The 25,076-nt window shown below is 71.4% G+C and carries 26 protein-coding genes; 19 read left to right on the plus strand and 7 right to left on the minus strand.

Going from position 1 to position 25,076, the window contains the following annotated elements; translation table 11 throughout:
- Window positions 1-72 precede the first annotated feature (72 nt).
- The 3 genes from GTY56_RS29285 to GTY56_RS29295 are packed head-to-tail and all read left to right on the plus strand — an operon-like array spanning window position 73 to window position 2,864.
- Complete coding sequence (locus tag GTY56_RS29285; RefSeq protein ID WP_161368354.1) at window positions 73-885, plus strand: hypothetical protein; 813 nt, start codon at window positions 73-75, stop codon at window positions 883-885.
- The gene (gene mycP / locus GTY56_RS29290; RefSeq protein ID WP_346345614.1) at window positions 882-2,090 is read left to right on the plus strand and encodes a type VII secretion-associated serine protease mycosin; all 1,209 of its coding nucleotides are present in this window, start codon (window positions 882-884) and stop codon (window positions 2,088-2,090) included. The genes GTY56_RS29285 and mycP overlap by 4 nt, the downstream gene beginning before the upstream one ends.
- A gap of 42 nt (window positions 2,091-2,132) precedes the next feature.
- Complete coding sequence (locus GTY56_RS29295) at window positions 2,133-2,864, plus strand: SseB family protein (protein WP_161368322.1); 732 nt, start codon at window positions 2,133-2,135, stop codon at window positions 2,862-2,864.
- A 17-nt stretch (window positions 2,865-2,881) separates the two neighbouring features.
- Here GTY56_RS29295 and GTY56_RS29300 read toward each other — a convergent pair whose 3' ends face one another.
- Window positions 2,882-3,238: a DUF1844 domain-containing protein gene (locus GTY56_RS29300; RefSeq protein WP_062925865.1), complete on the minus strand. Its 357-nt coding sequence runs from the start codon at window positions 3,236-3,238 to the stop codon at window positions 2,882-2,884.
- 395 nt (window positions 3,239-3,633) lie between these two features.
- On the opposite strand from GTY56_RS29300, the gene infC reads away from it, so the two are divergent.
- From infC to GTY56_RS29345, 9 genes are all read left to right on the plus strand, one after another.
- Window positions 3,634-4,272 carry a translation initiation factor IF-3 gene (infC, locus tag GTY56_RS29305; RefSeq protein WP_218829481.1) on the plus strand — a complete coding sequence of 213 codons (639 nt, stop codon included), beginning with the start codon at window positions 3,634-3,636 and terminating at the stop codon, window positions 4,270-4,272.
- A gap of 108 nt (window positions 4,273-4,380) precedes the next feature.
- Entirely contained in the window at window positions 4,381-4,575 is a 195-nt protein-coding gene (gene rpmI / locus GTY56_RS29310; RefSeq protein WP_003977225.1) for a 50S ribosomal protein L35, read from the plus strand.
- A 98-nt stretch (window positions 4,576-4,673) separates the two neighbouring features.
- Window positions 4,674-5,057: a 50S ribosomal protein L20 gene (rplT, locus tag GTY56_RS29315; RefSeq protein ID WP_003989074.1), complete on the plus strand. Its 384-nt coding sequence runs from the start codon at window positions 4,674-4,676 to the stop codon at window positions 5,055-5,057.
- Window positions 5,058-5,144: 87 nt separating this feature from the next.
- Window positions 5,145-6,005 carry a TrmH family RNA methyltransferase gene (locus tag GTY56_RS29320; protein ID WP_161368323.1) on the plus strand — a complete coding sequence of 287 codons (861 nt, stop codon included), beginning with the start codon at window positions 5,145-5,147 and terminating at the stop codon, window positions 6,003-6,005.
- Window positions 6,006-6,058: 53 nt separating this feature from the next.
- The gene (locus tag GTY56_RS29325; protein WP_161368324.1) at window positions 6,059-7,201 is read left to right on the plus strand and encodes a sensor histidine kinase; all 1,143 of its coding nucleotides are present in this window, start codon (window positions 6,059-6,061) and stop codon (window positions 7,199-7,201) included.
- Window positions 7,202-7,356: 155 nt separating this feature from the next.
- Window positions 7,357-8,484, plus strand: coding sequence for a phenylalanine--tRNA ligase subunit alpha (pheS, locus tag GTY56_RS29330; RefSeq protein ID WP_161368325.1), 1,128 nt, complete (start codon window positions 7,357-7,359; stop codon window positions 8,482-8,484).
- Complete coding sequence (pheT, locus tag GTY56_RS29335) at window positions 8,484-10,997, plus strand: phenylalanine--tRNA ligase subunit beta (protein WP_161368326.1); 2,514 nt, start codon at window positions 8,484-8,486, stop codon at window positions 10,995-10,997. Before pheS ends, pheT begins: the two co-directional genes overlap by 1 nt.
- Window positions 10,998-11,330: 333 nt before the next feature.
- A complete protein-coding gene (locus GTY56_RS29340) occupies window positions 11,331-12,671 on the plus strand; it encodes an NsdA family TPR-like regulatory protein (protein WP_161368327.1) in 1,341 nt (446 codons plus the stop codon).
- Between the two features lie 107 nt (window positions 12,672-12,778).
- Entirely contained in the window at window positions 12,779-13,324 is a 546-nt protein-coding gene (locus GTY56_RS29345) for an NUDIX hydrolase (RefSeq protein ID WP_033311944.1), read from the plus strand.
- A gap of 1 nt (window position 13,325) precedes the next feature.
- Here the strand turns inward: GTY56_RS29345 and GTY56_RS29350 are convergent, their stop codons facing one another.
- Both GTY56_RS29350 and GTY56_RS29355 read right to left on the minus strand, forming a co-directional pair.
- Complete coding sequence (locus tag GTY56_RS29350; RefSeq protein ID WP_030243880.1) at window positions 13,326-13,583, minus strand: hypothetical protein; 258 nt, start codon at window positions 13,581-13,583, stop codon at window positions 13,326-13,328.
- Between the two features lie 227 nt (window positions 13,584-13,810).
- A complete protein-coding gene (locus tag GTY56_RS29355) occupies window positions 13,811-14,686 on the minus strand; it encodes a 3-hydroxybutyryl-CoA dehydrogenase (protein ID WP_107458236.1) in 876 nt (291 codons plus the stop codon).
- Window positions 14,687-14,866: 180 nt separating this feature from the next.
- Between GTY56_RS29355 and GTY56_RS29360 the strand changes: the two genes are divergently transcribed.
- Complete coding sequence (locus GTY56_RS29360; RefSeq protein ID WP_524540153.1) at window positions 14,867-16,096, plus strand: family 10 glycosylhydrolase; 1,230 nt, start codon at window positions 14,867-14,869, stop codon at window positions 16,094-16,096.
- Window position 16,097: 1 nt separating this feature from the next.
- On the opposite strand, the gene GTY56_RS29365 is transcribed toward GTY56_RS29360, so the two are convergent.
- Both GTY56_RS29365 and GTY56_RS29370 read right to left on the minus strand, forming a co-directional pair.
- Window positions 16,098-16,298 carry a DUF1918 domain-containing protein gene (locus tag GTY56_RS29365; protein WP_107458238.1) on the minus strand — a complete coding sequence of 67 codons (201 nt, stop codon included), beginning with the start codon at window positions 16,296-16,298 and terminating at the stop codon, window positions 16,098-16,100.
- Window positions 16,299-16,391: 93 nt separating this feature from the next.
- Complete coding sequence (locus GTY56_RS29370) at window positions 16,392-17,312, minus strand: DMT family transporter (RefSeq protein WP_161368329.1); 921 nt, start codon at window positions 17,310-17,312, stop codon at window positions 16,392-16,394.
- Here GTY56_RS29370 and GTY56_RS29375 point away from each other — a divergent pair.
- From GTY56_RS29375 to GTY56_RS29385, 3 genes are all read left to right on the plus strand, one after another.
- Window positions 17,311-18,747 (plus strand): aminotransferase-like domain-containing protein, encoded by a 1,437-nt coding sequence (locus GTY56_RS29375; protein ID WP_161368330.1) that lies wholly within the window; start codon window positions 17,311-17,313, stop codon window positions 18,745-18,747. The genes GTY56_RS29370 and GTY56_RS29375 overlap by 2 nt on opposite strands.
- Window positions 18,748-18,788: 41 nt before the next feature.
- The gene (locus tag GTY56_RS29380; protein ID WP_161368331.1) at window positions 18,789-19,229 is read left to right on the plus strand and encodes a GNAT family N-acetyltransferase; all 441 of its coding nucleotides are present in this window, start codon (window positions 18,789-18,791) and stop codon (window positions 19,227-19,229) included.
- A gap of 73 nt (window positions 19,230-19,302) precedes the next feature.
- Window positions 19,303-19,896, plus strand: a complete 594-nt coding sequence (locus tag GTY56_RS29385; RefSeq protein ID WP_161368332.1) for a histidine phosphatase family protein — start codon at window positions 19,303-19,305, stop codon at window positions 19,894-19,896.
- Here the strand turns inward: GTY56_RS29385 and GTY56_RS29390 are convergent.
- Window positions 19,878-20,318, minus strand: a complete 441-nt coding sequence (locus GTY56_RS29390) for a DUF6314 family protein (RefSeq protein ID WP_161368356.1) — start codon at window positions 20,316-20,318, stop codon at window positions 19,878-19,880. The two genes, GTY56_RS29385 and GTY56_RS29390, sit on opposite strands and share 19 nt — an antisense overlap.
- 137 nt (window positions 20,319-20,455) lie before the next feature.
- Here GTY56_RS29390 and GTY56_RS29395 point away from each other — a divergent pair, with 137 nt between their 5' ends.
- The 3 genes from GTY56_RS29395 to GTY56_RS29405 all read left to right on the plus strand — a co-directional run bounded on the left by GTY56_RS29395 (window position 20,456) and on the right by GTY56_RS29405 (window position 24,073).
- Entirely contained in the window at window positions 20,456-22,942 is a 2,487-nt protein-coding gene (locus GTY56_RS29395) for an alpha-L-arabinofuranosidase family protein (RefSeq protein WP_161368333.1), read from the plus strand.
- Window positions 22,943-23,213: 271 nt separating this feature from the next.
- Window positions 23,214-23,456, plus strand: coding sequence for a response regulator transcription factor (locus GTY56_RS29400; RefSeq protein WP_346345615.1), 243 nt, complete (start codon window positions 23,214-23,216; stop codon window positions 23,454-23,456).
- Window positions 23,453-24,073 (plus strand): leucyl/phenylalanyl-tRNA--protein transferase, encoded by a 621-nt coding sequence (locus GTY56_RS29405; protein ID WP_161368335.1) that lies wholly within the window; start codon window positions 23,453-23,455, stop codon window positions 24,071-24,073. Before GTY56_RS29400 ends, GTY56_RS29405 begins: the two co-directional genes overlap by 4 nt.
- Window positions 24,074-24,139: 66 nt before the next feature.
- Here GTY56_RS29405 and GTY56_RS29410 read toward each other — a convergent pair whose 3' ends face one another.
- Window positions 24,140-24,826: a 4'-phosphopantetheinyl transferase family protein gene (locus tag GTY56_RS29410; RefSeq protein WP_161368336.1), complete on the minus strand. Its 687-nt coding sequence runs from the start codon at window positions 24,824-24,826 to the stop codon at window positions 24,140-24,142.
- Window positions 24,827-25,076 lie beyond the last annotated feature (250 nt).

Consider the following 25,076-nt stretch of genomic DNA (forward strand, 5'->3'; position numbering starts at 1 on the left):
GCCCCGCCGCACCGGAGCCCCGCCCCGGTCTCGCCCGACCCCGCCCTCTCCTGGAGCACCACGCGCCCCATGGTGTCGTTCGGTGAGCCCGAGGGCTACGACGGCGACGCCCGGCCCCGGCCGCTCGTCCGCCGTGGGGCTCCGCAGGCCGCCGCTGCCGCCGTCTGCCTCGTGCTCGGACTGGGCCTCATCTCGGGAGCGGTCACCGGCAGCTGGCTCGTCGGCGGCTCCGGGGAAGAGGGCTCGCCCAGTACCTTCGCCGCCGCCGGAAGCCTCTGGCACAGCGTCCCGGTCGACCAGCTCTTCCCGCCCACCGTGCAGGGCCGGGGTGCCGGGCCCGGCGGAGCCGACCGCACCTGGACCCGCATCGCCGTCGCCCCCGACAGCGGCTGCAAGAACGCCTTCGACCCGCTGCTGCGCAAGGCCCTCGCCCCCGTCGGCTGCGAACGCCTCCTGCGCGCCACCTACACCGACGCCACCGAGAGCTACGTGACCACCGTCGGCCTGCTCTTCACCACCGCCGACGCACCCGGCATGACCGCCCTCGCGAACCGTTTCCGCAAGGAACGCCTGGACCGCCGCAGCGACCTGATGCCCCTGCCGTACGCAGCGAAGGGCACGCTCGCCGCCGGCTTCGGCGCCCGCCAGCGCGCCTCCTGGACCGTCTCCGTGCTCACCGAGGCCCCGGTCGTCGTCTACGCCGTCTCCGGCTGGGCCGACGGCCGCAACGTCGACGACCCGCAGCCCGCCGGGGACGCCCTGGAGGCCGACGCCACCACCGCGGCCGCACAGGCCGGCCTCGGCAACGAGGCGCAGGGCCTCGCCGACCGCGTCGAACGCGACTTCCGCAGAAACGTCCGCTCGGCCTCGGAGCAGCCCTCGTGACCGCCGCGCTGCCACCGGCCGAGAAACGCCCGCGCAGGCCGTCCAAGAGGGCCGCCGCCCTCGGCGTCCTGCTCACCGCCGGTCTCGTCCTCATCCCCGCCGCCACCGCGCACGCCGACGGCATCCGCGCCCAGCAGTGGGCCCTGGAGGCCATGCACACCGAGCGGGCCTGGCAGACCACCAAGGGCCGTGGCGTCACCGTCGCCGTCCTGGACACCGGTGTCGAGGAGGACCACCCCGACCTGGCCGGCAACGTCCTGCCCGGCAAGGACCTGATCGGCTTCGGGGCCGAACCCGGTGACCGCGCCTGGGCCCGGCACGGCACCGCCATGGCCGGGATCATCGCAGGCCACGGACACGGCCCCGGCAACGCCGACGGCGTCCTCGGCATCGCGCCCGAGGCGAAGATCCTCCCGGTCCGCGTGATCCTGGAGGACGGCGACTCCTCCCGGGCCAAGGCCCGCAGCACCCGCGGCAACGCCCTCGCCGAGGGCATCCGCTGGGCCGCCGACCACGGCGCCGACGTCATCAACCTCTCCCTCGGCGACGACTCCGCCTCCGCGCACCCCGAACCCGGCGAGGACCAGGCCATCCAGTACGCCCTGAAGAAGGGCGTGGTGGTCGTCGCCTCAGCGGGCAACGGCGGCGAGAAGGGCGACCACATCTCCTACCCGGCCGCCTACCCGGGCGTCATCGCCGTCACGGCCGTCGACCGCGCCGGCACCCGTGCCTCCTTCTCCACCCGCCGCTGGTACGCCACGGTCAGCGCCCCCGGCGTCGACGTCGTCATCGCCGACCCCGACCACAAGTACTACGAGGGATGGGGCACCAGCGCCGCCGCCGCCTTCGTCTCCGGCGCCGCCGCCCTGGTCAAGGCCGCCCACCCCGGTCTCGCCCCGGCCCAGATCAAGACGCTGCTGGAGGACACCGCCCGCAACGCCCCGGCCGGGGGCCGTGACGACTCCCGCGGCTTCGGATTCATCGACCCGGCCGCCGCCATCGAGGCCGCCGGCCGTCTGGAGCCGGAGGACCTGCAGTCGGCGTCCTACGGCGCGAAGTACTTCGGCAGCGGACCGGACGCCGAGGCCTCCGGCGACGACACCGCCGACTGGGCCGCCCCCCTCGCGGGCGGCGCCGGCGGCGTCCTGCTGGTCGCTGCGGTCGTCCTGTGGCGCGGCCGCCGGGCCGGCCGTCAGGAGTTCTGAGCCACTTCCGGGAGCGCACCGACCGGCCGATAGGGTCGAGGCGTGGCGAACAAGAACATCCCGGACTCCGGCTTCTCCGACGACGACGGCTCCGCCGATCCCCGGCTGAGCGCGGCCCTCACCGCCTGGTCCGCGGACCGGAGCGCCGTGGGTCCGGTCCTGGCCGCCCTCAAGGACGCCCGGCTGCTCGTCCCCGTCGTGGCCGTGCTCGGCGAGGCCGAGGAGGACGAGCGGGGGCTGCGCCGCGACAAGACCAGCGACATGGCCGTCCCGACGCTGAAGGCCGGCGACCGCACCGCCCTGCCCGCCTTCACCTCCACGGACTCCCTCGCCCGCTGGGACCCGGCCGCCCGCCCCGTCGCGGTGCCCCTGCACCAGGCACTTCAGGCCGCCGCGCACGAGAAGGCGGACACCATCGTGCTCGACCTGGCCGGACCGGTGCCGTTCGAGCTGACCGGGCCCGCGCTGCTGTCGCTCGCCGAGGGCCGCACCACCACGGACCCGCTCACCGACCCGGCGGTCGTGGACGCGGTGCGCTCCGTGGTCGCCGACGTGGGCGCCGTGATGCGGGCCTACCTCGGCCCCGGCCGGGCCGACGGCACCCTCGCCCTGGTCTTCGAGCCGGCCGTGCCGCACGAGGCCGGCGTCCACGCGGTCGCGCGCCGCCTCGCCGCCGACGAGACACTGAGGGCCCGCCTGGTGCGCGGCCTCGACCTGGCAGTCCTGCCGGCCGGGGCGACGCCACCGGGCGAGCCGTTGTACGTACGCGGATGAAGCAGGCCGCGTCCTGCCTAGCCGTAGACCGGGCCCGTGTACTTCTCGCCCGGTCCCTGTCCCGGCTCGTCCGGGACGAGTGAGGCCTCGCGGAACGCCAGCTGGAGCGACTTCAGACCGTCGCGCAGGGGCGCCGCGTGGAAGGAGCTGATCTCGGTCGCCGTGGCGTCCAGCAGACCGGCCAGGGCGTGGACCAGCTTGCGGGCCTCGTCCAGGTCCTTGTGCTTCTCGCCCTCCTCGGTCAGACCGAGCTTCACGGCGGCGGCGCTCATCAGGTTGACGGCGACCGTCACGATCACCTCGACCGCCGGGACCTCGGCGATGTCGCGGGCCATGGCGTCGAAGTCGGGGGACTCAGGAGGGGTCTCACTCATGCCCCACACGATAGGCGCAGCGGGCGGGCGAACCCCACGTGACCCCGGCCCGCCCCAATTGGCCGTTCCTGGCCGTTGCTGGTAACCTCGTGTAACGACCGGTCGGACACGTGTGCCCCACAGCTCGCGGGCCCGGCCCACAAGTGGAGGCTTTCGAACTCCCACCCGATCGCCCTCTGGGTGGCGGGTCACCGGTCAGGCGGTCCCGTCCATGCGGCGGCGATCCGTCCGAAAGCGCGCCCCGCGGCCCCCGCGGCGGTGCTCCGGTAGTTCGAGGAGCCCCGCCTGGGATCGTCCCGGGGCATTTTTGTTGCACCGGCGCGGTTAGGTCTATCGATACAAGACGTTACGCGGCCGTCCGCCAGACCGTCGCGTGGTGCTACCGAGGAGGATCCATCAGCGCCGAGCCCCGCATCAACGACCGGATTCGCGTTCCCGAGGTGCGACTTGTCGGTCCCAGTGGCGAGCAGGTGGGCATCGTCCCCCTGGCCAAGGCACTGGAGCTTGCGCAGGAGTACGACCTGGACCTGGTCGAGGTCGCGGCGAACGCCCGTCCGCCCGTGTGCAAGCTCATGGACTACGGGAAGTTCAAGTACGAGTCGGCCATGAAGGCCCGTGAGGCGCGCAAGAACCAGGCGCACACGGTCATCAAGGAGATGAAGCTCCGGCCGAAGATCGACCCGCACGACTATGACACCAAGAAGGGTCACGTCGTCCGGTTCCTCAAGCAGGGCGACAAGGTCAAGATCACGATCATGTTCCGTGGTCGCGAGCAGTCCCGTCCCGAGCTGGGCTACCGACTGTTGCAGCGTCTCGCGGAGGACGTCCAGGACCTCGGTTTCGTCGAGTCGAACCCGAAGCAGGACGGCCGGAACATGATCATGGTTCTCGGTCCGCACAAGAAGAAGACCGAGGCGATGGCCGAGGCTCGCCAGGCGCAGGAAGCCCGCAAGGCGGACGCGAAGGCCAACCCCGGCAAGTCGCAGAACGCCGCGGAGACCGAGGCGCCGGCTGAGGAGCCCGCCGAGGCGTGACTCCCCGGGACGCCAGTCCCAGGAAGCAACCGATACAAGACGACGCTCCACCGTGCCCGGTTTCGCGACCGGGCACCGGAGCGCCACCGACGAGGAGAGAACGGCGCTATGCCGAAGAACAAGTCGCACAGCGGTGCCAGCAAGCGCTTCAAGATCACCGGCTCCGGCAAGGTGCTGCGCGAGCGCGCCGGCAAGCGCCACCTGCTCGAGCACAAGTCGTCCCGCGTGACGCGTCGCCTCACCGGCAACGCCGAGATGGCCCCGGGCGACGCCGCGAAGATCAAGAAGCTTCTCGGCAAGTGACGTCCGGGCGCGTGAGCGCCGGACGTACGTCAGACCGGGACCCAATCGATTTCGGGTCGTGTGAGCACCCCCACGGCCCCGCTACAAGGAGTTAACAAGTGGCACGCGTCAAGCGGGCAGTCAACGCCCACAAGAAGCGCCGGGCGATCCTCGAGCAGGCCTCCGGCTACCGCGGTCAGCGCTCGCGCCTGTACCGCAAGGCCAAGGAGCAGGTCACCCACTCGCTGGTCTACAACTACAACGACCGCAAGAAGCGCAAGGGCGACTTCCGTCAGCTGTGGATCCAGCGCATCAACGCCGCTGCCCGCGCCAACGGCATGACCTACAACCGCTTCATCCAGGGTCTGAAGGCCGCCAACGTCGAGGTGGACCGCAAGATCCTGGCCGAGCTGGCCGTCAACGACGCCGGTGCTTTCGCCGCCCTCGTCGAGGTCGCCCAGAAGGCGCTGCCGAGCGACGTGAACGCGCCGAAGGCTGCGTGACGCCGGCCCGAGCCGACGTGAACTGAAGGACCCGCAGGCCGGACGGTCTGCGGGTCCTGCTGTGCAGCTACCGAGAAAGCGAACAGGATGCCGCCTGCCACCCCCGAGCTCGTCTCCCCCCGCTCCCCCCGCGTCCTGGCCGCGCGGCGGCTGGCCAAGCGGAACTTCCGGGGGAAGGACCGCCTGTTCCTGGCGGAGGGGCCGCAGGCCGTCCGGGAGGCCGCCGGGCACCGGACCGGGGACACGGCCACGCTCGTGGAGCTCTTCACGACACTGGAGGCCGCCGAGCGCTACGCCGACATCGTCGGGGCAGCTCGGGACGCCGGAGCCCGGGTGCACCTCGCCGCCGAGCAGGTCATCGCCGACATCTCCACGACCGTCACCCCGCAGGGCCTCGTCGGCGTCTGCCGGTTCCTGGACACGCCCTTCGAAGAGGTCCTCGCGGCCCGCCCCCGGCTCGTCGCCCTCCTCGCCAACGTCCGTGACCCGGGCAACGCCGGGACCGTGCTGCGCTGCGCCGACGCCGCCGGGGCCGAGGCCGTCGTCCTGACCGACGCCTCCGTCGACGTGTACAACCCCAAGGCCGTCCGCGCCTCCGTCGGCTCCCTGTTCCACCTGCCGGTCGCCGTCGGCGTCCCCGTTGAGCAGGCCGTCGACGCACTGCGGGGCGCAGGGGTCCGGGTGCTCGCCGCCGACGGCGCGGGCGACCGCGACCTCGACGACGAGCTCGACAAGGGCACCATGGGCGGGCCCACCGCGTGGGTCTTCGGCAACGAGGCCTGGGGCCTGCCCGAGGAGACGCGTGCCCTCGCCGACGCCGTCGTCCGCGTCCCGATCCACGGGAAGGCCGAGAGCCTGAACCTCGCCACCGCCGCCGCCGTATGTCTCTATGCGTCGGCGCGTGCACAGCGCGCCTCCGGAGGGTGCCGCTCCGTCACCGGGAACTAGTAGGGTGACCAGCTCAGGACCCCTCTGCGGAGCCTTGGAGGTGGGGTACGGGGATGAGCGTCGGCACGAGCAGCGCACCGGGAGCCCAGGACGCCGGGAGCCCGCCCGCCGCGTCCCGGCCACCCGGTGATCCCGCCGGCCTCGGCATCGACCCGGACCACCTGCCCGACGGGCTCGTCGTCGCCGATGAGCAGGGCCACATCATCTGCTTCAACGCGGCCGCCGAGCGCATCACCGCCGTCCGCGCCCAGGACGCCCTCGGGCAGCGGCTGGAGAAGGCCCTGCCCTTGGAGGACCTGGAAGGCCGGCGCTGGTGGCAGCTGACCGACCCGTACGGCGGCCTCGCCATCCGCGTCGGACAGCCCGAGCGCAACCTGCTCCTGCCCGGCGGCCGTGAGGTGCTGGTCTCCGCGCGCTACGTCCGCACCCGGCCCACCGGCCCCCTCCGGCGCCTGGTCGTCACCCTGCGTGACACCGAGGCCCGCCGCCGCACCGAGCGCAGCCACGCCGAGCTGATCGCCACCGTCGCCCACGAACTGCGCTCCCCGCTCACCTCGGTGAAGGGCTTCACCGCCACGCTGCTCGCCAAGTGGGAACGCTTCACCGACGACCAGAAGCGGCTGATGCTGGAGACCGTCGACGCCGACGCCGACCGGGTCACCCGGCTCATCGCCGAGCTGCTCGACATCTCCAGGATCGACTCCGGCCGCCTGGAGGTGCGCCGCCAGCCCGTCGACATCGGTGCCGCCGTCGGACGGCACATCCAGGCCTACGTCGCCGCCGGGCAGCCGGCCGACCGGTTCCTGCTGCGCGTCCAGCAGCCGCTGCCCGACCTGTGGGCCGACCCCGACAAGATCGACCAGGTGCTCAGCAATCTGCTCGAAAATGCCGTGCGGCACGGCGAGGGAACTGTCACGATCGACGTCACGGCCACGGCGTCCCCCCGCGAGGACGAGGACACCGGTACGTCGGTCATCGTGAGCGACGAGGGGCCCGGCATCCCGGAGGAGTCCATGAACCGCGTCTTCACCCGCTTCTGGCGGGGCAGCAAGCGCGGCGGGACGGGCCTCGGTCTCTACATCGTCAAGGGCATCGTCGAGGCCCACGGCGGGACCATCACGGTCGGCCGCGCCCCCGGCGCCGGCGCCGAGTTCCGATTTACGTTGCCCGTGGCGGCTCCGGCGTATCTCGCCTGAGGACCACGGGCGCATTCGTCCACCTCCACCCCGTTAGACTCGGCCATTGGCACCTTTGTGTCCCCACAGGCGGCCGTCGGGGTCGGTGACGGGGACCTTCAGCCTGGGGGCACCTCCCAGCGGTAGCTGGGGGACAATCGGAAGCACGGGAAGAGATGTCGGCACCGAATAAGTCGTACGACCCGGTCGAGGTCGAGACGTTGAAACCGGAAGAGATCGAGCGCATGCGGGACGAGGCGCTCGCCGCCTTCGCCGCCGCGGACTCCCTCGACGCACTCCACGAGGCCAAGGTCGCCCAGACCGGCCCAGCCTCCCCGCTGGCCCTCGCCAACCGCGAGATCGGCGCCCTCCCCCCGCACGCCAAGGCCGAGGCCGGCAAGCGCGTCGGCCAGGCCCGCGGCGCCGTGAACAAGGCCCTCGCAGCACGCCAGGTGGAACTGGAGGCCGAGCGGGACGCGCGCGTGCTGGTCGAGGAGGCGGTGGACGTCACGCTGCCCTACGACCGTGTACCGGCCGGCGCCCGGCACCCGCTCACCACCATGATGGAGCGCGTGGCGGACGTCTTCGTGGCCATGGGCTACGAGGTCGCCGAAGGGCCCGAGGCCGAGGCGGAGTGGTTCAACTTCGACGCCCTGAACTTCCTGCCCGACCACCCGGCCCGGCAGATGCAGGACACGTTCTTCGTGCAGGGCCCCCAGGGCACCGACGAGTCCGGATCCGGCGTCGTGCTGCGTACCCACACCTCCCCGGTGCAGGCCCGCGCGCTGCTCGACCGTGAGCTGCCGGTCTACATCGTCTGCCCCGGCCGCGTGTTCCGCACCGACGAGCTCGATGCCACGCACACGCCCGTCTTCCACCAGATCGAGCTGCTGGCGGTGGACGAGGGCCTGACGATGGCCGACCTCAAGGGCACCCTGGACCACATGGTCCAGGCCCTGTTCGGTGCGGACATGAAGACCCGGCTGCGGCCGAACTTCTTCCCGTTCACCGAGCCGAGCGCCGAGATGGACATGCTCTGCTACGTCTGCAAGGGCGAGTCCATCGGCAACCCGGACCGCCCCTGCCGCACCTGCTCCTCCGAGGGCTGGATCGAGCTCGGCGGCTGCGGCATGGTCAATCCGCGGGTGCTCACCGCCTGCGGCGTCGACCCCGAGAAGTACAGCGGGTTCGCCTTCGGGTTCGGCATCGAGCGGATGCTGATGTTCCGCCACAACGTCGAAGACATGCGAGACATGGTCGAGGGTGACGTCCGGTTCACCCGGCCGTTCGGGATGGAGATCTGATGCGGGTCCCGCTTTCTTGGCTGCGGGAGTACGTCGACCTGCCGGAGACGGAGACCGGTCGTGACGTGCAGGCCAAGCTCATTTCGGCCGGTCTGGAGGTCGAGACCGTCGAGCAGCTCGGCGCCGACCTCAAGGGTCCGCTGGTCGTCGGCCAGGTGGCGACGATCGAGGAGCTGACGGAGTTCAAGAAGCCGATCCGCTTCTGCACCGTCGACGTCGGCCAGGCCAACGGCACCGGCGAGCCGCAGGAGATCATCTGCGGCGCCCGCAACTTCGCCGTGGGTGACAAGGTCGTCGTGGCCCTGCCCGGCGCCGTGCTGCCCGGTGACTTCCAGATCGCCGAGCGCAAGACCTACGGCCGGATGTCGCGCGGCATGATCTGCTCCAGCGACGAGCTGAACATGGGCGACGACGGCACCAAGGGCATCATCGTCCTGCCGCCGGAGACCGAGATCGGCAAGGACGCCGTCGAGCTGCTGGAACTGGTCGACGAGGTCCTCGACATCGCCGTGACGCCCGACCGCGGCTACTGCCTGTCGCTGCGCGGCGTGGCGCGTGAGACCGCCACCGCCTACGGTCTGCCGCTGCGCGACCCGGCCCTGATCGACGTGCCCGGCCCGAACGCCTACGGCTACTCGGTGCAGATCTCGGACCCCACCGGCTGCGACCGCTTCACCGCACGCACGGTGACCGGCCTCAGCGCCGAGGCGCGCTCCCCGATCTGGCTCCAGCGCCGGCTGCAGAAGGTCGGCATGCGCCCGGTCTCCCTCGCCGTCGACGTCACCAACTACGTGATGATGGAGCTCGGCCAGCCGCTGCACGCCTACGACCGCGGTCTGGTCCAGGGCACGATCGGTGTACGCCGGGCCGAGGCGGGGGAGAAGCTCACCACCCTCGACGGTGTCGAGCGCACGCTGGACGCCGAGGACCTGGTGATCACCGACGACCGCGGCCCGATCGGGCTCGCCGGCGTCATGGGCGGCGCCAACACGGAGATCGCCGATCACGACGACACCGAGAACGCCACGGCGGACGTCGTCATCGAGGCCGCGCACTTCGACGCCGTGTCCATCGCGCGCACGGCCCGCCGCCACAAGCTGTCCTCCGAGGCGTCCCGGCGCTTCGAGCGCGGCGTCGACCCGCAGGCCGCGGCAGCCGCCGCGCAGCGCACCGTCGACCTGCTGGTGCTGCTCGCGGGCGGCACCGCCGAGGCCGGCGTCACCGAGGTCATCGCCCCCTCCGCGCCGCGCACCATCACCATCCCGGCCGACCACCCCGACAAGGTCGCGGGCGTCGCCTACGGCCGCGAGACGGTCGTGCGCCGCCTCCAGGAGGTCGGTTGTGACGTGTACGGGCAGGACGAGCTGATCGTCACCGTGCCGTCCTGGCGTCCCGACCTCACCGACCCGAACGACCTGGCCGAAGAGGTCATCCGGCTGGAGGGCTACGAGAACCTGCCCTCCACGCTGCCCAAGCCGCCGGCGGGCCTCGGCCTGACCGACCGGCAGCGGCTGCACCGCCGTGTCGGCCGTGCCCTGGCCGGTGCCGGGTACGTCGAGGCGCTGAACTACCCGTTCATCGGCGAGCAGGTCTTCGACCAGCTCGGTCTGGAAGCGGACGACCCGGCCCGCCGCGTCGTGAAGCTCAGCAACCCGCTGAGCGACGAGGAGCCCGCACTGCGCACGACGCTGCTGCCGGGTCTGCTCGCCGCCCTGCGCCGCAACGACGGCCGGGGCTCGCACGACCTCGCGCTGTTCGAAACCGGACTGGTCTTCCGGCCGCGCGAGGAGCGGCGGACCGCGGCCGTGCTGCCCGTCGACCGCCGTCCGACCGACGAGGAGCTCGCCGAGCTGAACGCGGCGCTGCCCGACCAGCCGCGGCACGTGGCGGTCGTCCTCGCCGGTGCGCGCGAGCAGGCCGGCTGGTGGGGCAAGGGCCGTCCGGCCGACTGGGCCGACGCGGTCGAGGCCGCCCGGTCCGTCGCCCGTGAGGCCGGTGCCGAACTCGTCATCCGCAAGGGTCAGTACGGGCCGTGGCACCCGGGGCGGTGCGCCGAGCTTGCGGTCACCGTGGACGGCGCCGAGCGGGTCGTGGGCCACGCGGGTGAGCTGCACCCCCGGGTCGTGAAGGCCCTCGGGCTGCCCGCGCGCAGCTGCGCGATGGAGATCGACCTGGACGCGGTGGAGGCGGCTGGTGACGCCACGGCCGAGGCGCCGCGGATCTCCACGTTCCCCGTCGCCACGCAGGATGTCGCCCTGGTGGTCGACGCCGTCGTCCCGGCGGCGGAGGTCGAGGAGGCCCTGCGTGCGGGGGCCGGGGAACTGCTGGAGTCCATCCGGCTGTTCGACGTCTATGAGAACGCGGAGCAGCTGGGTGACGGACGGAAGTCGCTCGCCTATGCGCTGCGGTTCCGGGCGGCCGACCGGACGCTGACGGTGGACGAGGCCTCCGCGGCCCGGGACGCGGCGGTCGCCCTCGCGGGCGAGCGGGTGGGTGCCGAGTTGCGGAGCTGAGTGCCCAAGGGGCGGGGAGCTGCGGCTTGTCGGCGGCTGACGGTTCATCGTGGTCGTTCGCGCAGTTCCCCGCGCCCTGACAGCCCGGCCGGCGATGCCGTCCGCCCCGCCACGGAGTGTCGGGCAGGCAGCCGGGCGGACGGCGGGTGCGGGCCGCCGCACTGTACGAGGGGGAGCCGGCGGCCCGGCCGGCCTCTTTCGAGGCAATTCAGTCAACCGGTCGGCGACTCTGAGCGACAGTGCGCACACCGTGCGGATTCGGGCACTCCGTTCACACCCCGTGTGAAGGCGGACCCACTAATCTGGCCGCACCGAGCCACCCGGGGGGCCCACATGCAGCCCAACACTCTGCTCGACGCGATCCTGGACGAGGCGGGGATCTCGCACGCGGGGCTGGCCGCACACGTCAATCAGGCGGGACGGGCGCGAGGTCTGTCCCTGAGGTACGAACACACCGCCGTCGCCCGGTGGTTGAAGGGGCAGCGCCCTCGGGGCCAGGTGCCCGACCTGATCTGCGAGGTGCTCGCGGCCAGGCTCCAGCGGCAGGTGACCCTCGACGACATCGGTCTCGGCGTGCCCGGCGAGCCGTCCGCCCCGCACACCGGCTCCCTGTCCGGGTTCGTCGAACGCGCCACCGCCCTGTGGCGCTCCGACCAGCAGCAACGGCCCCACATCCTGGACGCGCCCGCGCTCACCGGCACGCCCGCCGTGATGCCCGTGTGGGAGTGGGAGAACCCTCCCGAGGACGTGGACGTCTCCCGCGGCGGCAGACACCGGGTGACCACGGGCGACCTGGCGATGCTGCGGGCCGCCCGTGCGCACTACGAGCAGATGTACCGCAAGGCCGGCGGCATCGCCACGCGGGCCCGGATCGTCGGCTTCCTCAACGCCGAGGCCGCGCCGCTGCTGCGCGGCAGCTACACCGACGAGACGGGCCGTCAACTGCACCGTGCCACGGGCGGGTTGGTGGCGGTCGCCGGCATCTGCGCGTACGACTCCGACGCGCACGGACTGGCCCAGCGCTACTTCCACCAGGCCCTGCGGCTGGCCAAGGCCAGCGGGGACCGGGGCCTCGGGGCGTATGTGATCGCCCTGCTCGTCAACCAGTCGCTGTTCATGCGGGAGTACCGGCAGTCCGTCGCCTTCGCGGAGGCGGCGCTGCGGGCCGCCGGCAAGCACATCACCCCGGCGCTCGCCTCCGACCTCTACGCGATGCAGGCCAAGGCGTACGCGCATCTCGGCGACGGCGGCAGTGCCCTGTCCTGCATCCGGCGGGCCGAGCAGTCCGCCGAGCGCATCCGGCGCGGCCACGAGCCCGACGAGACCGGTTATGTCCAGCCCGGGCTCGTCAACGTCCAGGTGGCGGAGGCGCTGCTGAGCCTCGGGGAGATCGCGGCCGCCGGGGAGCATGCCGCGGCCGCCGTCGACAGCCCGGCGCACGACCGCGGCCGGGTGCACCGGCTCGCGATGCTGAGCACCATCGAGCTGCGGCAGGGCAACGCCGACAAGGCGGTCATCATCGCCGTGCAGATGGCCGAGCAGGCCCGGGGCATGGAGTCCCAGCGGCTGCGCGACCGGCTGCGCGCCGTGCGGGAGCACCTGGTGCGCAGTGGCTGCGCGGGCACGGCCGAGGCCGCCGAACTCATCGACGGGGCCCTGCGCGTACCGTTGTAGATCCGGGCGGTGGTGCCCGGGGTCGCTCCGAGGCGCTTCCCGTGCGCCTGCTGTCCCTCCGTCCCTGCTGCGATATTGCCACTTACTCGACGGAAGGTGGCAGAACCGTGCAGTGGACGAAACACAACGAGCAAACCGTGTACTCAAACCGCTGGTTCAGCGTCAATCTCGCGGATGTCGAACTGCCGGACGGCCGGCACCTGGACCACTTCCTCATACGGCTGCGGCCCGTTGCGGTGGCCACGGTCGTGAACGAGGCCAACGAGGTGCTGCTGCTCTGGCGGCACCGCTTCATCACCGACAGCTGGGGGTGGGAACTCGCGGCGGGGGTCGTCGAGGACGGCGAGGACATCGCCCGCGCGGCCGCCAGGGAACTGGAGGAGGAGACCGGCTGGCGGCCGGGACCCCTGCGCCACCTCATGAGCGTGGAGCCCTCCAACGGGCTCACCGACGCCCGGCACCACGTGTACTGGGCCGACGAGGGCGACTACGTCGGGCACCCCGTGGACGACTTCGAGTCGGACCGCCGGGAATGGGTGCCTCTCAAGCTCGTCCCCGACATGGTCGCCCGCGGCGAGGTCCCGGCCGCCAACATGGCGGCCGCGTTACTGCTGCTGCACCATCTCAGGCTCGGTCAGGACACGCTGCCCTGAGTCAACGGCCCAGCGCCTGCCAGATCGCCATGACGAGGGCACCCACGGCGGTGAGGGCGGCGACCGCAGGGAGCGGCCAGCGCGCGTGTTCGAGCGTGTGGATACGGGTGTTGAGCTCCTCGATCTCCTTGGCGGTCTCCTCGGTGCGGTGGCTGAGCAGAGCCAGTCCCCCCTCGACGCGGGCGTAGGCCACATCGAGGCGGCGTCGTAACTCTGCGAGTTCTCCATGAACGACGGGATGCTCGGGATCGGCGGTCACGATTCCGCTCCTTTCCGTAGTCGTTTCACATCCCTTGCATGCGCATGTGGAGTCAACTCGCCTGGTGGGCGCCTGGGGAGAGTGTGCGTAGGGCATATGCGAGCCCGGCGCGCACACGGTGTGTGAATGCCGCGGGCCCGGCACCATCTCTGGTGCCGGGCCCGCGACATGGCTGAAATCTGACCGTCCGTAATCGGCCTCGGGATGAGGCGGACGGGGAGCGCCGATCAGGCGTACGTGTAGAAGCCCGAGCCGGACTTGCGGCCCAGCCGGCCCGCGTCGACCATGCGCTGGAGCAGCGGGGGAGCGGCGTACAGGGGCTCCTTGTACTCCTCGTACATCGACTGCGCGACCGAGGCGACCGTGTCCAGGCCGATCAGGTCCGACAGCTTCAGCGGACCCATCGGGTGGGCGCAGCCCATCTCCATGCCGTTGTCGATGTCCTCGCGGCTGGCGATGCCCGTCTCGAACATCCGGATCGCCGAGAGCAGGTAAGGGATCAGCAGCGCGTTGACCACGAAGCCGGAGCGGTCCTGAGCGCGGATCGCGTGCTTGCCCAGCAGCTTCTCCGTGAACATCTGGGCGCGGCCGATGGTGCCCTCGGACGTGGTCAGCGCCGGGATCAGCTCGACGAGCTTCTGCACCGGGGCCGGGTTGAAGAAGTGGATGCCGATGACCTGGTCGGGCCGCGAGGTCGCCACCGCCAGCTTCACCAGCGGGATGGACGAGGTGTTGGAGGCCAGGATGGCGTCCGGCCGGGTCACGACCTGGTCCAGTACCTGGAAGATCTCGGTCTTCACCTGCTCGTTCTCGACGACGGCCTCGATCACGAGGTCACGGTCGGCGAACTCGCCGAGGTCCGTGGTGAAGCTCAGGCGGGCCAGCGTGGCCTCCTGCTCCTCCTCGGTGATCTTGCCGCGCTCGGCGGCCTTGGCCAGGGAGGTGAACAGCCGGGTACGGCCGATCTCCAGGGCTTCGCCGGTGGTCTCGGCGACCTTGACGTCCAGGCCGGCCCGGGCGCACACCTCGGCGATGCCCGCGCCCATCTGACCGCAGCCCACGACTCCGACGCGTGCAATGTCTCCCGCTGGGATGTCCGTCACATCGTCCCTTTCGCTGCTGATCCACGTCCGGGCAGGTTCGCCGGGTCCCGGTGCCTGCTCCGTTCGTGCACGTTACTCCGAAGTATCGATGATCGATCGCCGGGGTCGGGTCTGCTTCCGGCATGCTGGGCGCGGAGCGATCCGCGGCCGGGCGGATCCGCGGCTTTTTGGAGCATGCGGATGGGACGAGTCTCACGCAGGGCGTTCGCGGTGGCGGCGCTGTCGGCTTTCACGATGATGCCCCAGGCGTCGGCCGCTCCCGGCCGCCGGGGCGGCGCCCCGGATCCCGAGATGCGGGGTGTCTGGATCGCGTCCGTGGCCAACCGCGACTGGCCGTCGAAGTCCGGGCTGACCGCGTCGCAGCAGCGCGCCGAACTGCTCACCCACCTCGACACGGCGGTCCGCAACCGGCTCAACACCGTCTTCTTCCAGGTCAGGCCCACGGCGGACGCCCTGTGGCCCTCGCCGTACGAGCCCTGGTCGCAGTACCTCACCGGCACCCAGGGCAAGGATCCCGGCTGGGACCCGCTGGGTACGGCGGTCCAGGAGGCGCATGCGCGGGGGCTCCACCTGCACGCCTGGTTCAACCCGTACCGGGTCGCCGCACACGCCGACCCGGCCCGGCTCGTCGCGTCTCACCCCGCCCGGGAGAACCCCGACTGGGTGGTGACGTACGGCGGGAAGCTCTTCTACAACCCCGGGCTGCCGGAGGTCCGCGCCTTCGTCGAGGACGCGATGCTCGACGCCGTGGCGAAGTACCCCGTGGACGGCGTCCACTTCGACGACTACTTCTACCCGTACCCGGTGGCGGGAGAGAGCTTCGACGACGACGCGGCCTACGACGAGCACGGCGGCGGCTTCCCGGACCGGGCCGCCTGGCGGCGGGACAACATCGACCGGCTGGTGCGGGAGACGGCGGACCGCGTCAAGGAGGTCCGGCCGGGCGCACGCTTCGGCATCAGCCCGTTCGGCGTGTGGCGCAACGCCGGGACGGACCCGCTCGGCTCGGACACGAAGGCGGGTGTGGAGACCTACGACGACCTGCACGCGGACACGCGGAAGTGGGTACACGAGGGCTGGATCGACTACATCGTCCCGCAGCTGTACTGGAACATCGGCTTCGCCGCCGCCGACTACGCGAAGCTGCTGCCCTGGTGGGCGGAGGTCGCACGCGGCAGCTCGACGCAGCTCTACGTGGGGGAGGCGCTGTACAAGGCGGGTGACCCGGCGCAGCCCGCCTCGTGGCAGGAGACGGACGAACTCTCCCGGCACCTGACGCTGGCCGGGCAGTACCCGCAGGTGCGCGGACACGCCTACTTCGCCGCCAGGGACGTGGCGGCCGACCGGATCGGGGCGATGGCGCGGGTCGTCGCCGACCACTACGGGGAGCCGGCGCCGCCCCCGCGCTGAATCACGGCCCGGTGGTGGTCTCCCTGTGCCGGATCTCCGTGTCGGGACCCGGCGAGCACACGCCCTCGTGCCCGTCCTCGAACCGGACGCGGTACGGGGGGCCGCCCTCCTGCCCGAGCACTTCGACGATCTCGCCGACCTTGTCGTGCTGACCGACCACCCTGCCGTGCTGGACAAGCTGGTCGCCCACGGTTGCGCGCATCTGGGGCCTCCTCACGATGTGCGAAGCAGCGGTCCGTGGCCTCCGGGTCCACGGCGGCGGGCGCCTGCCGGCAGGGGCCGTGCGCCGTCCCGCTCAGCCGCGTGACCGCTGTGTGACGGCGATGCAGACCAGCACCGCCGCGGCCGTCAGCGGGGCGGCGACCGTGAGGTGCTCGCCCAGCAGCAGCACCGACCACACCAGTGTGAGCAGCGGCTGGGCGAGCTGCAACTGGCTGGCCTTCGGGATGCCGATGGCCGCCATGCCGCGGTACCAGACGACCAGCCCGAGGAACTGCGAGCCCACCGCGACCCACAGCAGCCCGGTGACGCTGTGCGCGGTCAGGTGCACCGGCTCGTGCGCCAGGGCGAACGCGGCGACGGGCACGGTCAGCGGCAGGCACAGCACCAGCGCCCAGCCGATCACGTGCCGGCCCGGCATGACCCGGGCCAGGCGGCCGCCCTCGGTGTAGCCGGCCGCGCAGACCAGCAGCGCGGCGAAAAGGTATAGGTCGGCGGTGGTCAGGGCGCCGCCGCTCTGCTGCACGGTGAAGGCCAGCACCGCCGCCGCGCCCGCGAGGGCGGCGATCCAGAAGGTGCGCGAGGGCCTGGCGCCCACGCGCAGCGCGGAGAAGAGAGCGGTCGTCAGCGGCAGCAGCCCGACCACGACGGCGGCGTGCGCGGTGGTGGAGGTCTCCAGCGCGAGCGTGGTCAGCAGGGGGAAGCCGAGGACGACACCGGCTCCGACGACCGCGAGTCCCGCCCAGTGCCGACGGGCGGGCAGCGGCACCCGCAGGGCCATCAGACAGCCGCCCGCGATCACCGCTGCCAGAACGCTCCGCACGGCGACCAGCGACCAGGGCCCGAAGCCCTCAAGCCCCCAGGCGGTGGCCGGGAACGTGAGGGAGAACGCGACGACGCCCAGGGCGGCCTGAAGGGTGCCGAACCCGGGGCGCTCCGGTCCCGGGGTGGCGACTGCTATCGGTGAGGTCGTAGTAGCGCTACTCTGTGCTCTCATGCAAGAGCGTAGCAGTGTGGATGAACTGGTTGAACAGCTGAGGGGGGAGCTTGACCGCTACTCACCCGGTGGAAAGCTGCCGTCGAGCCGGGCGCTCGTCGAGCGGTTCCGGGTGAGCCCGGTGACGGTGTCCCGGGCCCTGGCGCAGCTGGCCGCCGAGGGTCTGGTGGTCACCCGGCCCGGCGCGGGCGCGTTCCGTGCGCAGGCCCGCCCGGCACCGGCCCCCGCCGGGGACACCTCCTGGCAGGAGGTCGCCCTCAGCGCCGACGGTGCCGCCGATCTCGTGCCGCGCTCGGTCGACGCCTCCGGCGTACTGGTGTCGCTGGCCGCGCCGCCGCCCGGCGTGATCGAGTTCAACGGCGGCTATCTGCACCCGTCGCTGCAACCGGAGCGGGCGATGGCCGCCGCCCTCTCGCGAGCCGGGCGCCGCCCCGGTACCTGGGGGCGCCCGCCCATGGAGGGGCTGCCGGAGCTGCGCGAATGGTTCGCGCGGAGCATCGGCGGCGCGGTCACGGCCGCCGAGGTGCTGGTCACCGCCGGCGGGCAGTCCGCGCTCACCACCGCCCTGCGCGCCCTCGCCCCGCCCGGCGCCCCCGTCCTGGTCGAATCGCCGACCTATCCCGGCATGCTCGCCATCGCCCGGGCGGCGGGACTGCGCCCGGTCCCCGTCCCGGTCGACGCCGACGGGGTGCGACCGGAGCTGCTCGCGGACGCGTTCCGCGCCACCGGTGCTCCGGCCTTCGTCTGCCAGCCGCTCTTCCAGAACCCCACCGGCGCGGTCCTGGCGCCCGGGCGGCGCGCCGAGGTGCTGCGCATCGCCCGGGAGGCCGGCGCGTTCGTCGTCGAGGACGACTTCGTGCGGCGGCTGGTGCACGAGGACGCGGGGCCGCTGCCGCGCCCGCTGGCCGCCGACGACCCCGACGGTGTCGTCGTCCACGTCTCCTCGCTCACCAAAGCGACCTCGCCCAGCTTCCGGGTCAGCGCCCTGGCCGCGCGCGGGCCGGTCCTGGAGCGGCTGCGGGCCATCCAGGTCGTCGACACGTTCTTCGTGCCGCGCCCCCTCCAGGAGGCCGCCCTCGAACTCGTGGGCTCGCCCGCCTGGCCGCGTCATCTGCGGGCCGTCTCCGCGGAGCTGAAAGCCCGCCGGGACGCGATGACCGGAGCCCTCGCCCTGCACCTGCCGGAGCTCGCGCTGCCGCACGTCCCGTCCGGCGGCTACCACCTGTGGCCCCGCCTGCCCGACGGCACGGACGAGTCGGCCCTGACCTCAGCGGCCCTGCGGGCCGGCGTCGCCCTCACGCCCGGCCGCCCGTACTTCAGCGCCGAACCACCGGCCGCACACGTCCGGCTGAGCTTCGCGGCGGTCGCCGGGACGGGGGAGATCGCCGAGGGCGTACGACGGCTGCGCGCGGCCTGCGACGAGGTGCTGGGATAACCGTTCGACGCGCTTCCGGGCCGCCTGCGAGCATCGCGGCCATGACCGGCACCCCGAGCCTGCCCGAGGGCTACGAGATCTCCACCGACCCCGCCCGCGTCGACCGCGAGCGCGTCCACCACTGGCTGTCCACCGACGCGTACTGGGCGCTGGGGCGCCCCCGGGAGAAGCAGGACCGGGCGATCGAGGGCTCGCTCAACTTCGGCGTGTACGACACGGTGTCGGGGAAGCAGGTCGCCTACGCCCGGGTGATCACCGACCGGGCGACCTTCGGGTGGCTGTGTGACGTGTACGTCGACCCCTCGGTGCGCGGCAAGGGCGTCGGAGGCGCGCTCGTGGCCGCCGTTCGGGACGAGCTGCGGTCGTACGGGGTGCGGCGGGCGTTGCTCGCCACGCACGATGCCCACGAGGTGTACGCGCGGTACGGGTTCGCGGCCCTCGAGCGCCCCGGGGACTGGATGGCGCTGGTCTTCGGCCCGTGAGGACCGGCGCACCCTCGGTAACTCGTAGGTAACACCTCTTGACCTGCGCACTTGCTGCGTCCACCATCGCCGCATGCCACTTCGGGTCACCTTCGTCGCCGCGGCGCGCAGCTCCCCGGTGCTCGCCGAGCGTTTCGATGACGAGCGGCCGCTGGACCAGGCCGGCTGGGCGGAGGTGGAGCGGGTCGCGCAGGAACTGCTGCCGCTCGCCGCGGCCGAACTGCGCTACTGCTCGCCGACTCCGCGCAGCCGGGCGACGGGGGAGGGGCTCGGGTACGCGCCGCTGGTGCAGCTCGGGCTGCGCGACTGCGACATGGGCCGGTGGCGCGGGCTGACCCTGGGCGAGGCGATGGCCCGGGAGCCGGATGCCGTGGACGCCTGGCTCGCCGATCCGCGCGCCACACCGCACGGCGGTGAGTCGCTGGTCGACTTCATCACCCGGGTCGGCGGCTGGCTCGACACCCGGCCCGTCGAGGACGGCTGCCGGGTCGTGGCGGTGGCCGAGCCGTCCGTGATCCGGGCGGCCCTGGTGTACGCCCTGAAGGCACCGCCCTCGACGTACTGGAACCTCGATGTCCGCCCGCTGTCGACGACGTCCGTGACGGGCCGGGCCGGGCGCTGGAACCTGCGCTTCGACGGGGCGCCGGCTCAGCTCTCGCGCGCGTAGCCGGTGCTCAGCACCAGGTCCTTGGCAGGGCCGCGGACGTGCCACACCGTCCGCCAGTGATCGGCGTCGAGGACGGTGAACTCCCCGCGGTAGAGGTCCGCCGAGCAGGGGTGGCCGACGCGGTGCAGGCCGGACGTCAGGTCCAGGTCGTGGAACGGCCTCCCGTCGGCGAACCGCACGTCCGCCGTGCCGCCCGGGCCCGGCAGGAACCGTAGAGTCCGCTCCGCGGGCCGGGCGACGCCCTGCCAGACGAAGGTGCCGGACTCGTGGTGCAGCAGTCCGCCGGTCTCCTCCGCGCGGAACTCGGTGGTGCCGGTGAACTCCCCCTCTTCGCCGCTCGCGAGATCCCGCACCGACCGTGTCACGCGCCAGTGCCCGGCCAGATACGCCAGCACGTCCGGCACTGGCCAGAACTCGCCCATCGAGTACCGCTCTCCGTCCCACGCGTTGCTGCGCGACCCATTGACGCCCATCCACCCCCTCCCTATCTTGCCGTTCGAAGTGTTGACCAATGTCTGATATTTCGAACACTCCTCTACCAGAGAGCCGCGGAGTATCCATGCCACGCACCGCAGCCCGCACCCGATGGAGACTGGGTCTCACGACCACCGCCCTCCTGACGGCAGCAGCCCTCGTACCGGCGCCCGCGCACGCCGAGGACGTCACCGACTACGCGATCACCGTCGACCCGTCCGCCCAGGGCGCCGCGATCGACGACACGATGTACGGCGTCTTCTTCGAGGACATCAACCGGGCCGCCGACGGCGGTCTGTACGCCGAGCTCGTGCAGAACCGGTCCTTCGAGTACTCCACCGCCGACAACGGCTCCTACACGCCTCTGACCTCGTGGACGGCGGGCGGCACGGCCGCCGTCGTGAACGACTCGGGTCGCCTCAACGAGCGCAACCGCAACTACCTCTCCCTGGGCGCCGGCTCGTCCGTCACGAACGCCGGCTACAACACCGGCATCCGGGTCGACCAGGGCAAGCGGTACGACTTCTCCGTCTGGGCCCGGGCCACGAGCGGCACCACGCTCACCGTCTCGCTGAAGGACACCGCGGGCACGCTCGCCACCGCCCGCCGGGTCGCCGTGAAGGGCGGCTGGGCGAAGTACAAGGCCACGTTCACGGCTACCCGCACGAGCAACCGCGGCCGGCTCGCCGTCGCCTCGACGAACACCGCGGCGCTCGACGAGGTGTCGCTGTTCCCGCGCGAGACGTACAAGAACCAGCCGAACGGCCTGCGCAAGGACCTCGCGGAGAAGATCGCCGCCCTGAAACCCGGCTTCGTGCGCTTCCCCGGCGGCTGCCTGGTCAACACCGGCTCCATGGAGGACTACAGCGAGGCCTCGAACTGGCAGCGCAAGCGCAGCTACCAGTGGAAGGACACCATCGGACCCGTAGAGCAGCGCGCCACCAACGCCAACGTCTGGGGCTACAACCAGAGCTACGGTCTCGGCTACTACGAGTACTTCCGCTTCTCCGAGGACATCGGCGCCATGCCGCTGCCCGTCGTCCCCGCCCTGGTGACCGGCTGCGGCCAGAACAAGGCCACCGACGACGAGGCGCTGCTCAAGCGGCACATCCAGGACACCCTCGACCTCATCGAGTTCGCCAACGGCCCGGCGACCTCCACATGGGGCAAGGTGCGCGCGCAGATGGGCCACCCCAAGCCCTTCCGCCTCACCCACCTCGGGGTCGGCAACGAGGAGAACCTCCCTGAGGAGTTCTTCGCCCGCTTCGAGCGGTTCCGGGCGGCCATCAAGGCGCAGTACCCGGACATCACCGTCATCTCCAACTCGGGCCCGGACGACGCCGGCACGACCTTCGACACGGCCTGGCAGCTCAACCGCGAGGGCAAGGTCGACATGGTCGACGAGCACTACTACAACAGCCCGACCTGGTTCCTCCAGAACAACGACCGCTACGACTCCTACGACCGCAACGGCCCCAAGGTCTTCCTCGGCGAGTACGCCTCCCAGGGCAACGCCTGGAGGAACGGCCTGGCCGAAGCGGCCTTCATGACCGGCCTGGAGCGCAACGCGGACGTCGTCAAACTCGCCTCGTACGCCCCGCTGCTCGCCAACGAGGACTACGTGCAGTGGCGCCCGGACATGATCTGGTTCAACAACCGGGCCTCCTGGAACTCGGCCAACTACGAGGTCCAGAAGCTGTTCATGACCAACGTCGGCGACCGCGTCGTGCCGTCGAAGGCCACCACGACCCCGGACGTCAGCGGCCCCGTCACCGGCGCCGTCGGCCTGTCGACATGGGCGACCAGCGCCGCGTACGACGATGTGAAGGTCACCTCGGCGGACGGCTCGACCCTGCTGAGCGACGACTTCTCCGGTGACGCCTCGAAGTGGACGGGCAGCGGCAGCGGCAGCTGGAGCATCCAGGACGGCCAGTACGTCCAGACCGACGCCGCCGCCGAGAACACCATGGTCACGGCGGGCGACCCGGCCTGGAAGGACTACGACCTTCAGGTGAAGGCCACCAAGAAGGCCGGCAAGGAGGGCTTCCTCGTCGCCTTCGGCGTCAAGGACACCGGCAACTACTACTGGTGGAACCTGGGCGGCTGGAACAACACCCAGTCCGCGATCGAGCAGGCCGTGGACGGCGGCAAGAGCACCCTCATGGCGAAGCCCGGGTCGATCGAGACCGGCCGCGCCTACGACATCGGCATCAAGGTCCGCGGCCGCCAGGTCACCCTCTTCCTCGACGGCAAGGAGTGGGGCAGCTTCAAGGACGACAAGCCGGCCGAGCCGTTCCGCCAGGTCGTCACCAAGGACGCGAAGACCGGTGACCTGATCGTCAAGGTCGTCAACGCCCAGTCCGCCGAGGCTCGTACGGCCGTCGACCTCGGGGGCGCCAAGGTCGCCTCCACGGCCCGCGTGACCACGCTGGCCGCCGACGAGGACGCAGTGAACACGGAGACGGACACGCCGGTGACGCCGGTGACGTCCACCCTCCGGGGTGTGGCCCCGAAGTTCACGTACACCTTCCCGGCGAACTCCGTCACCTTCCTGAGGATCAAGCAGAGCTAGGCGGACACGTCCTGGCACCACCCCTGCATGGGCCGCTGTCCGGTGGGCAGCGGCCCATGCGTATGCGGGCACCCGGCACGAGCACGCCGACTACCCCCTCGGCGACGCAGGGCACTCATCGACCCTGACAAGCAGGATGCACGCAAGAGGTATCTCTGAGAATGGCCGAAAACGGCCCCCGTTGAGATTAAATTGCGAACTGATATCCTGCAGGTGCAAGTGCAGTCGAAGATCTTGATTTCTCTTCGGGATCGATGTGTACGGGGGAACTGTGCAGGTATGCAAAACCGGGAACTTGTCGCCTCGGGAACGTGAAATCCTGAACTGCCTGGCATCAGGGTTCACATATGACCAAACCGCCCGATATCTCGGGATCAGTGTCCACACGGTAAGCACACACCTGCGGCGAATGCGGGCGAAAACATCGACGAGCTCGCTGGCCGCCCTCATCCGCGTGAGCATCACCGAGATAGATCCCCCCGGGTTCGCCGACGCGAGGGAGTCGCACCGTTGAGTACGCATGTCGAGGTAGCGGACGCCCTCTCCTATTACGCCAACGGCTGGTACGTGGGTGGCCAGGCCGACAAACCGGATGCTCCGCTCAAATGGGAGAGGCCTGCGACGCGATGCATCATCGACCTGCGAGGCCGCACCTGGAATCGGTACCTCAAGAAGGCGCAGCGTTCCGCGAGCTCCGCAGGGTTCACATTCCGCTGGGATGCCGCTTTCTCCGATGTTGTGAAACATTGTGCCGTCGGTCGTAATCCGGGCGAATCCACCTGGATCGACGACTCAATGATCGATCTTTATCAGAGGCTTCACCTCGCCGGGGCGGCCCACAGTGCCGAAGTCTGGCTCGACGGCCAACTCGTCGGTGGAACACTGGGCCTGGGAATGGGGCGCTGGTTCTCGATGGAGACCATGTTCCACGCAGCACCGAATGCGGGACACGCCGCGATCGCCGCGATGGCAGAATTCATGGCCCGCCGCAGCTGCGTACTCGCCGACGTGCAGGAAATGCATAGGTTCACGCGGCAGATCGGCGGAATGGAAATCCCGCTCGACACCTATCTCCAGTTGTTGCGCGCGGCCCTGGATCCGACCAACGGGCCGGATGCCGCGGCCGGATAGCGCACCCCACCGGGGTCCGGGCCACCCAGGGGCCGGACCCCGGTGGGGGTGCCCTCTTGGGTACCGCTACACCGGCCGGCAGACCGCGACCGCGCCCGCATAGCCGTCCCGTACGGGTACGTCCTGCATCAGCCACCCACCGGGGAGCGCGGCAGGGTCGGACCCCGCTCCGACGTGATCACGCGCCACATCGCGCGCCAGCCCGCACCCCAGCCCCTTGAGGTAGGCCTCCTTGCGCACCCAGGTCCGCGCGAACATCGCCGGCCGACAGGCATCCGGCGCCGCGGCCAGCGCCGCGGCTTCCAGCGGATGCAGGCGTGCACCGAGTGCCGAGGCCGTCTCCGGGGGCGGGATCCGCTCGACATCGACACCCACCGGCACATCGGCCAGCGCGAGCAGAGCGACGCCGTGGCTGCGCGCGAGCGAGAAATGAACGCCGCCCCCCTCGACCGCCGGGCGTCCGTGCAGGGCACCGCACTGTGGGCAGCCCTCCCGCACGAGCCGCACCGCCGGGGCGGCCACGCCGAGGAATGAGCCGAGCAGCAGACGCAACGCAAGGTGCGCGATCACATATCCGATGCGGCGCGACTCCACGTGGATGGCTGCTGCCCTGCGCCGCTCAGCCGGCGTGAGGATCCGGGGAGCCAGCCGGTCGGCGACCGCCCGTTGCTGTTCGGCATCCACCATCCACACCGATGGCACACCCGCCACGCGTTCCGGCAGGTCAATCGCGGCTGTCTCGTCGTACGCCATGAGGTCCAGGGGAGTCGCCGCAGCGACGGCCAAGGACAAGGGTCAGCCGATGCGCTCGTCCGGCGGCACCGAGGCGCAGCCGGTATGGCGTTCATCGTTCCGCACAGTCCCGGTCATTCGCCCCCGCTTTCGCCGAACCAGTCCGCTTACCGCCCCACCGGCCGACGGACGGAAGGGCACAGCGAGCACTGGCCGGTCCGGCAGCGCTGCTCGCCCATCCCACTAAAGATCACTCTGCGACTCACGTCAA

This window comes from Streptomyces sp. SID5643 (assembly GCF_009872555.1).
GTDB lineage: Bacteria > Actinomycetota > Actinomycetes > Streptomycetales > Streptomycetaceae > Streptomyces > Streptomyces iakyrus.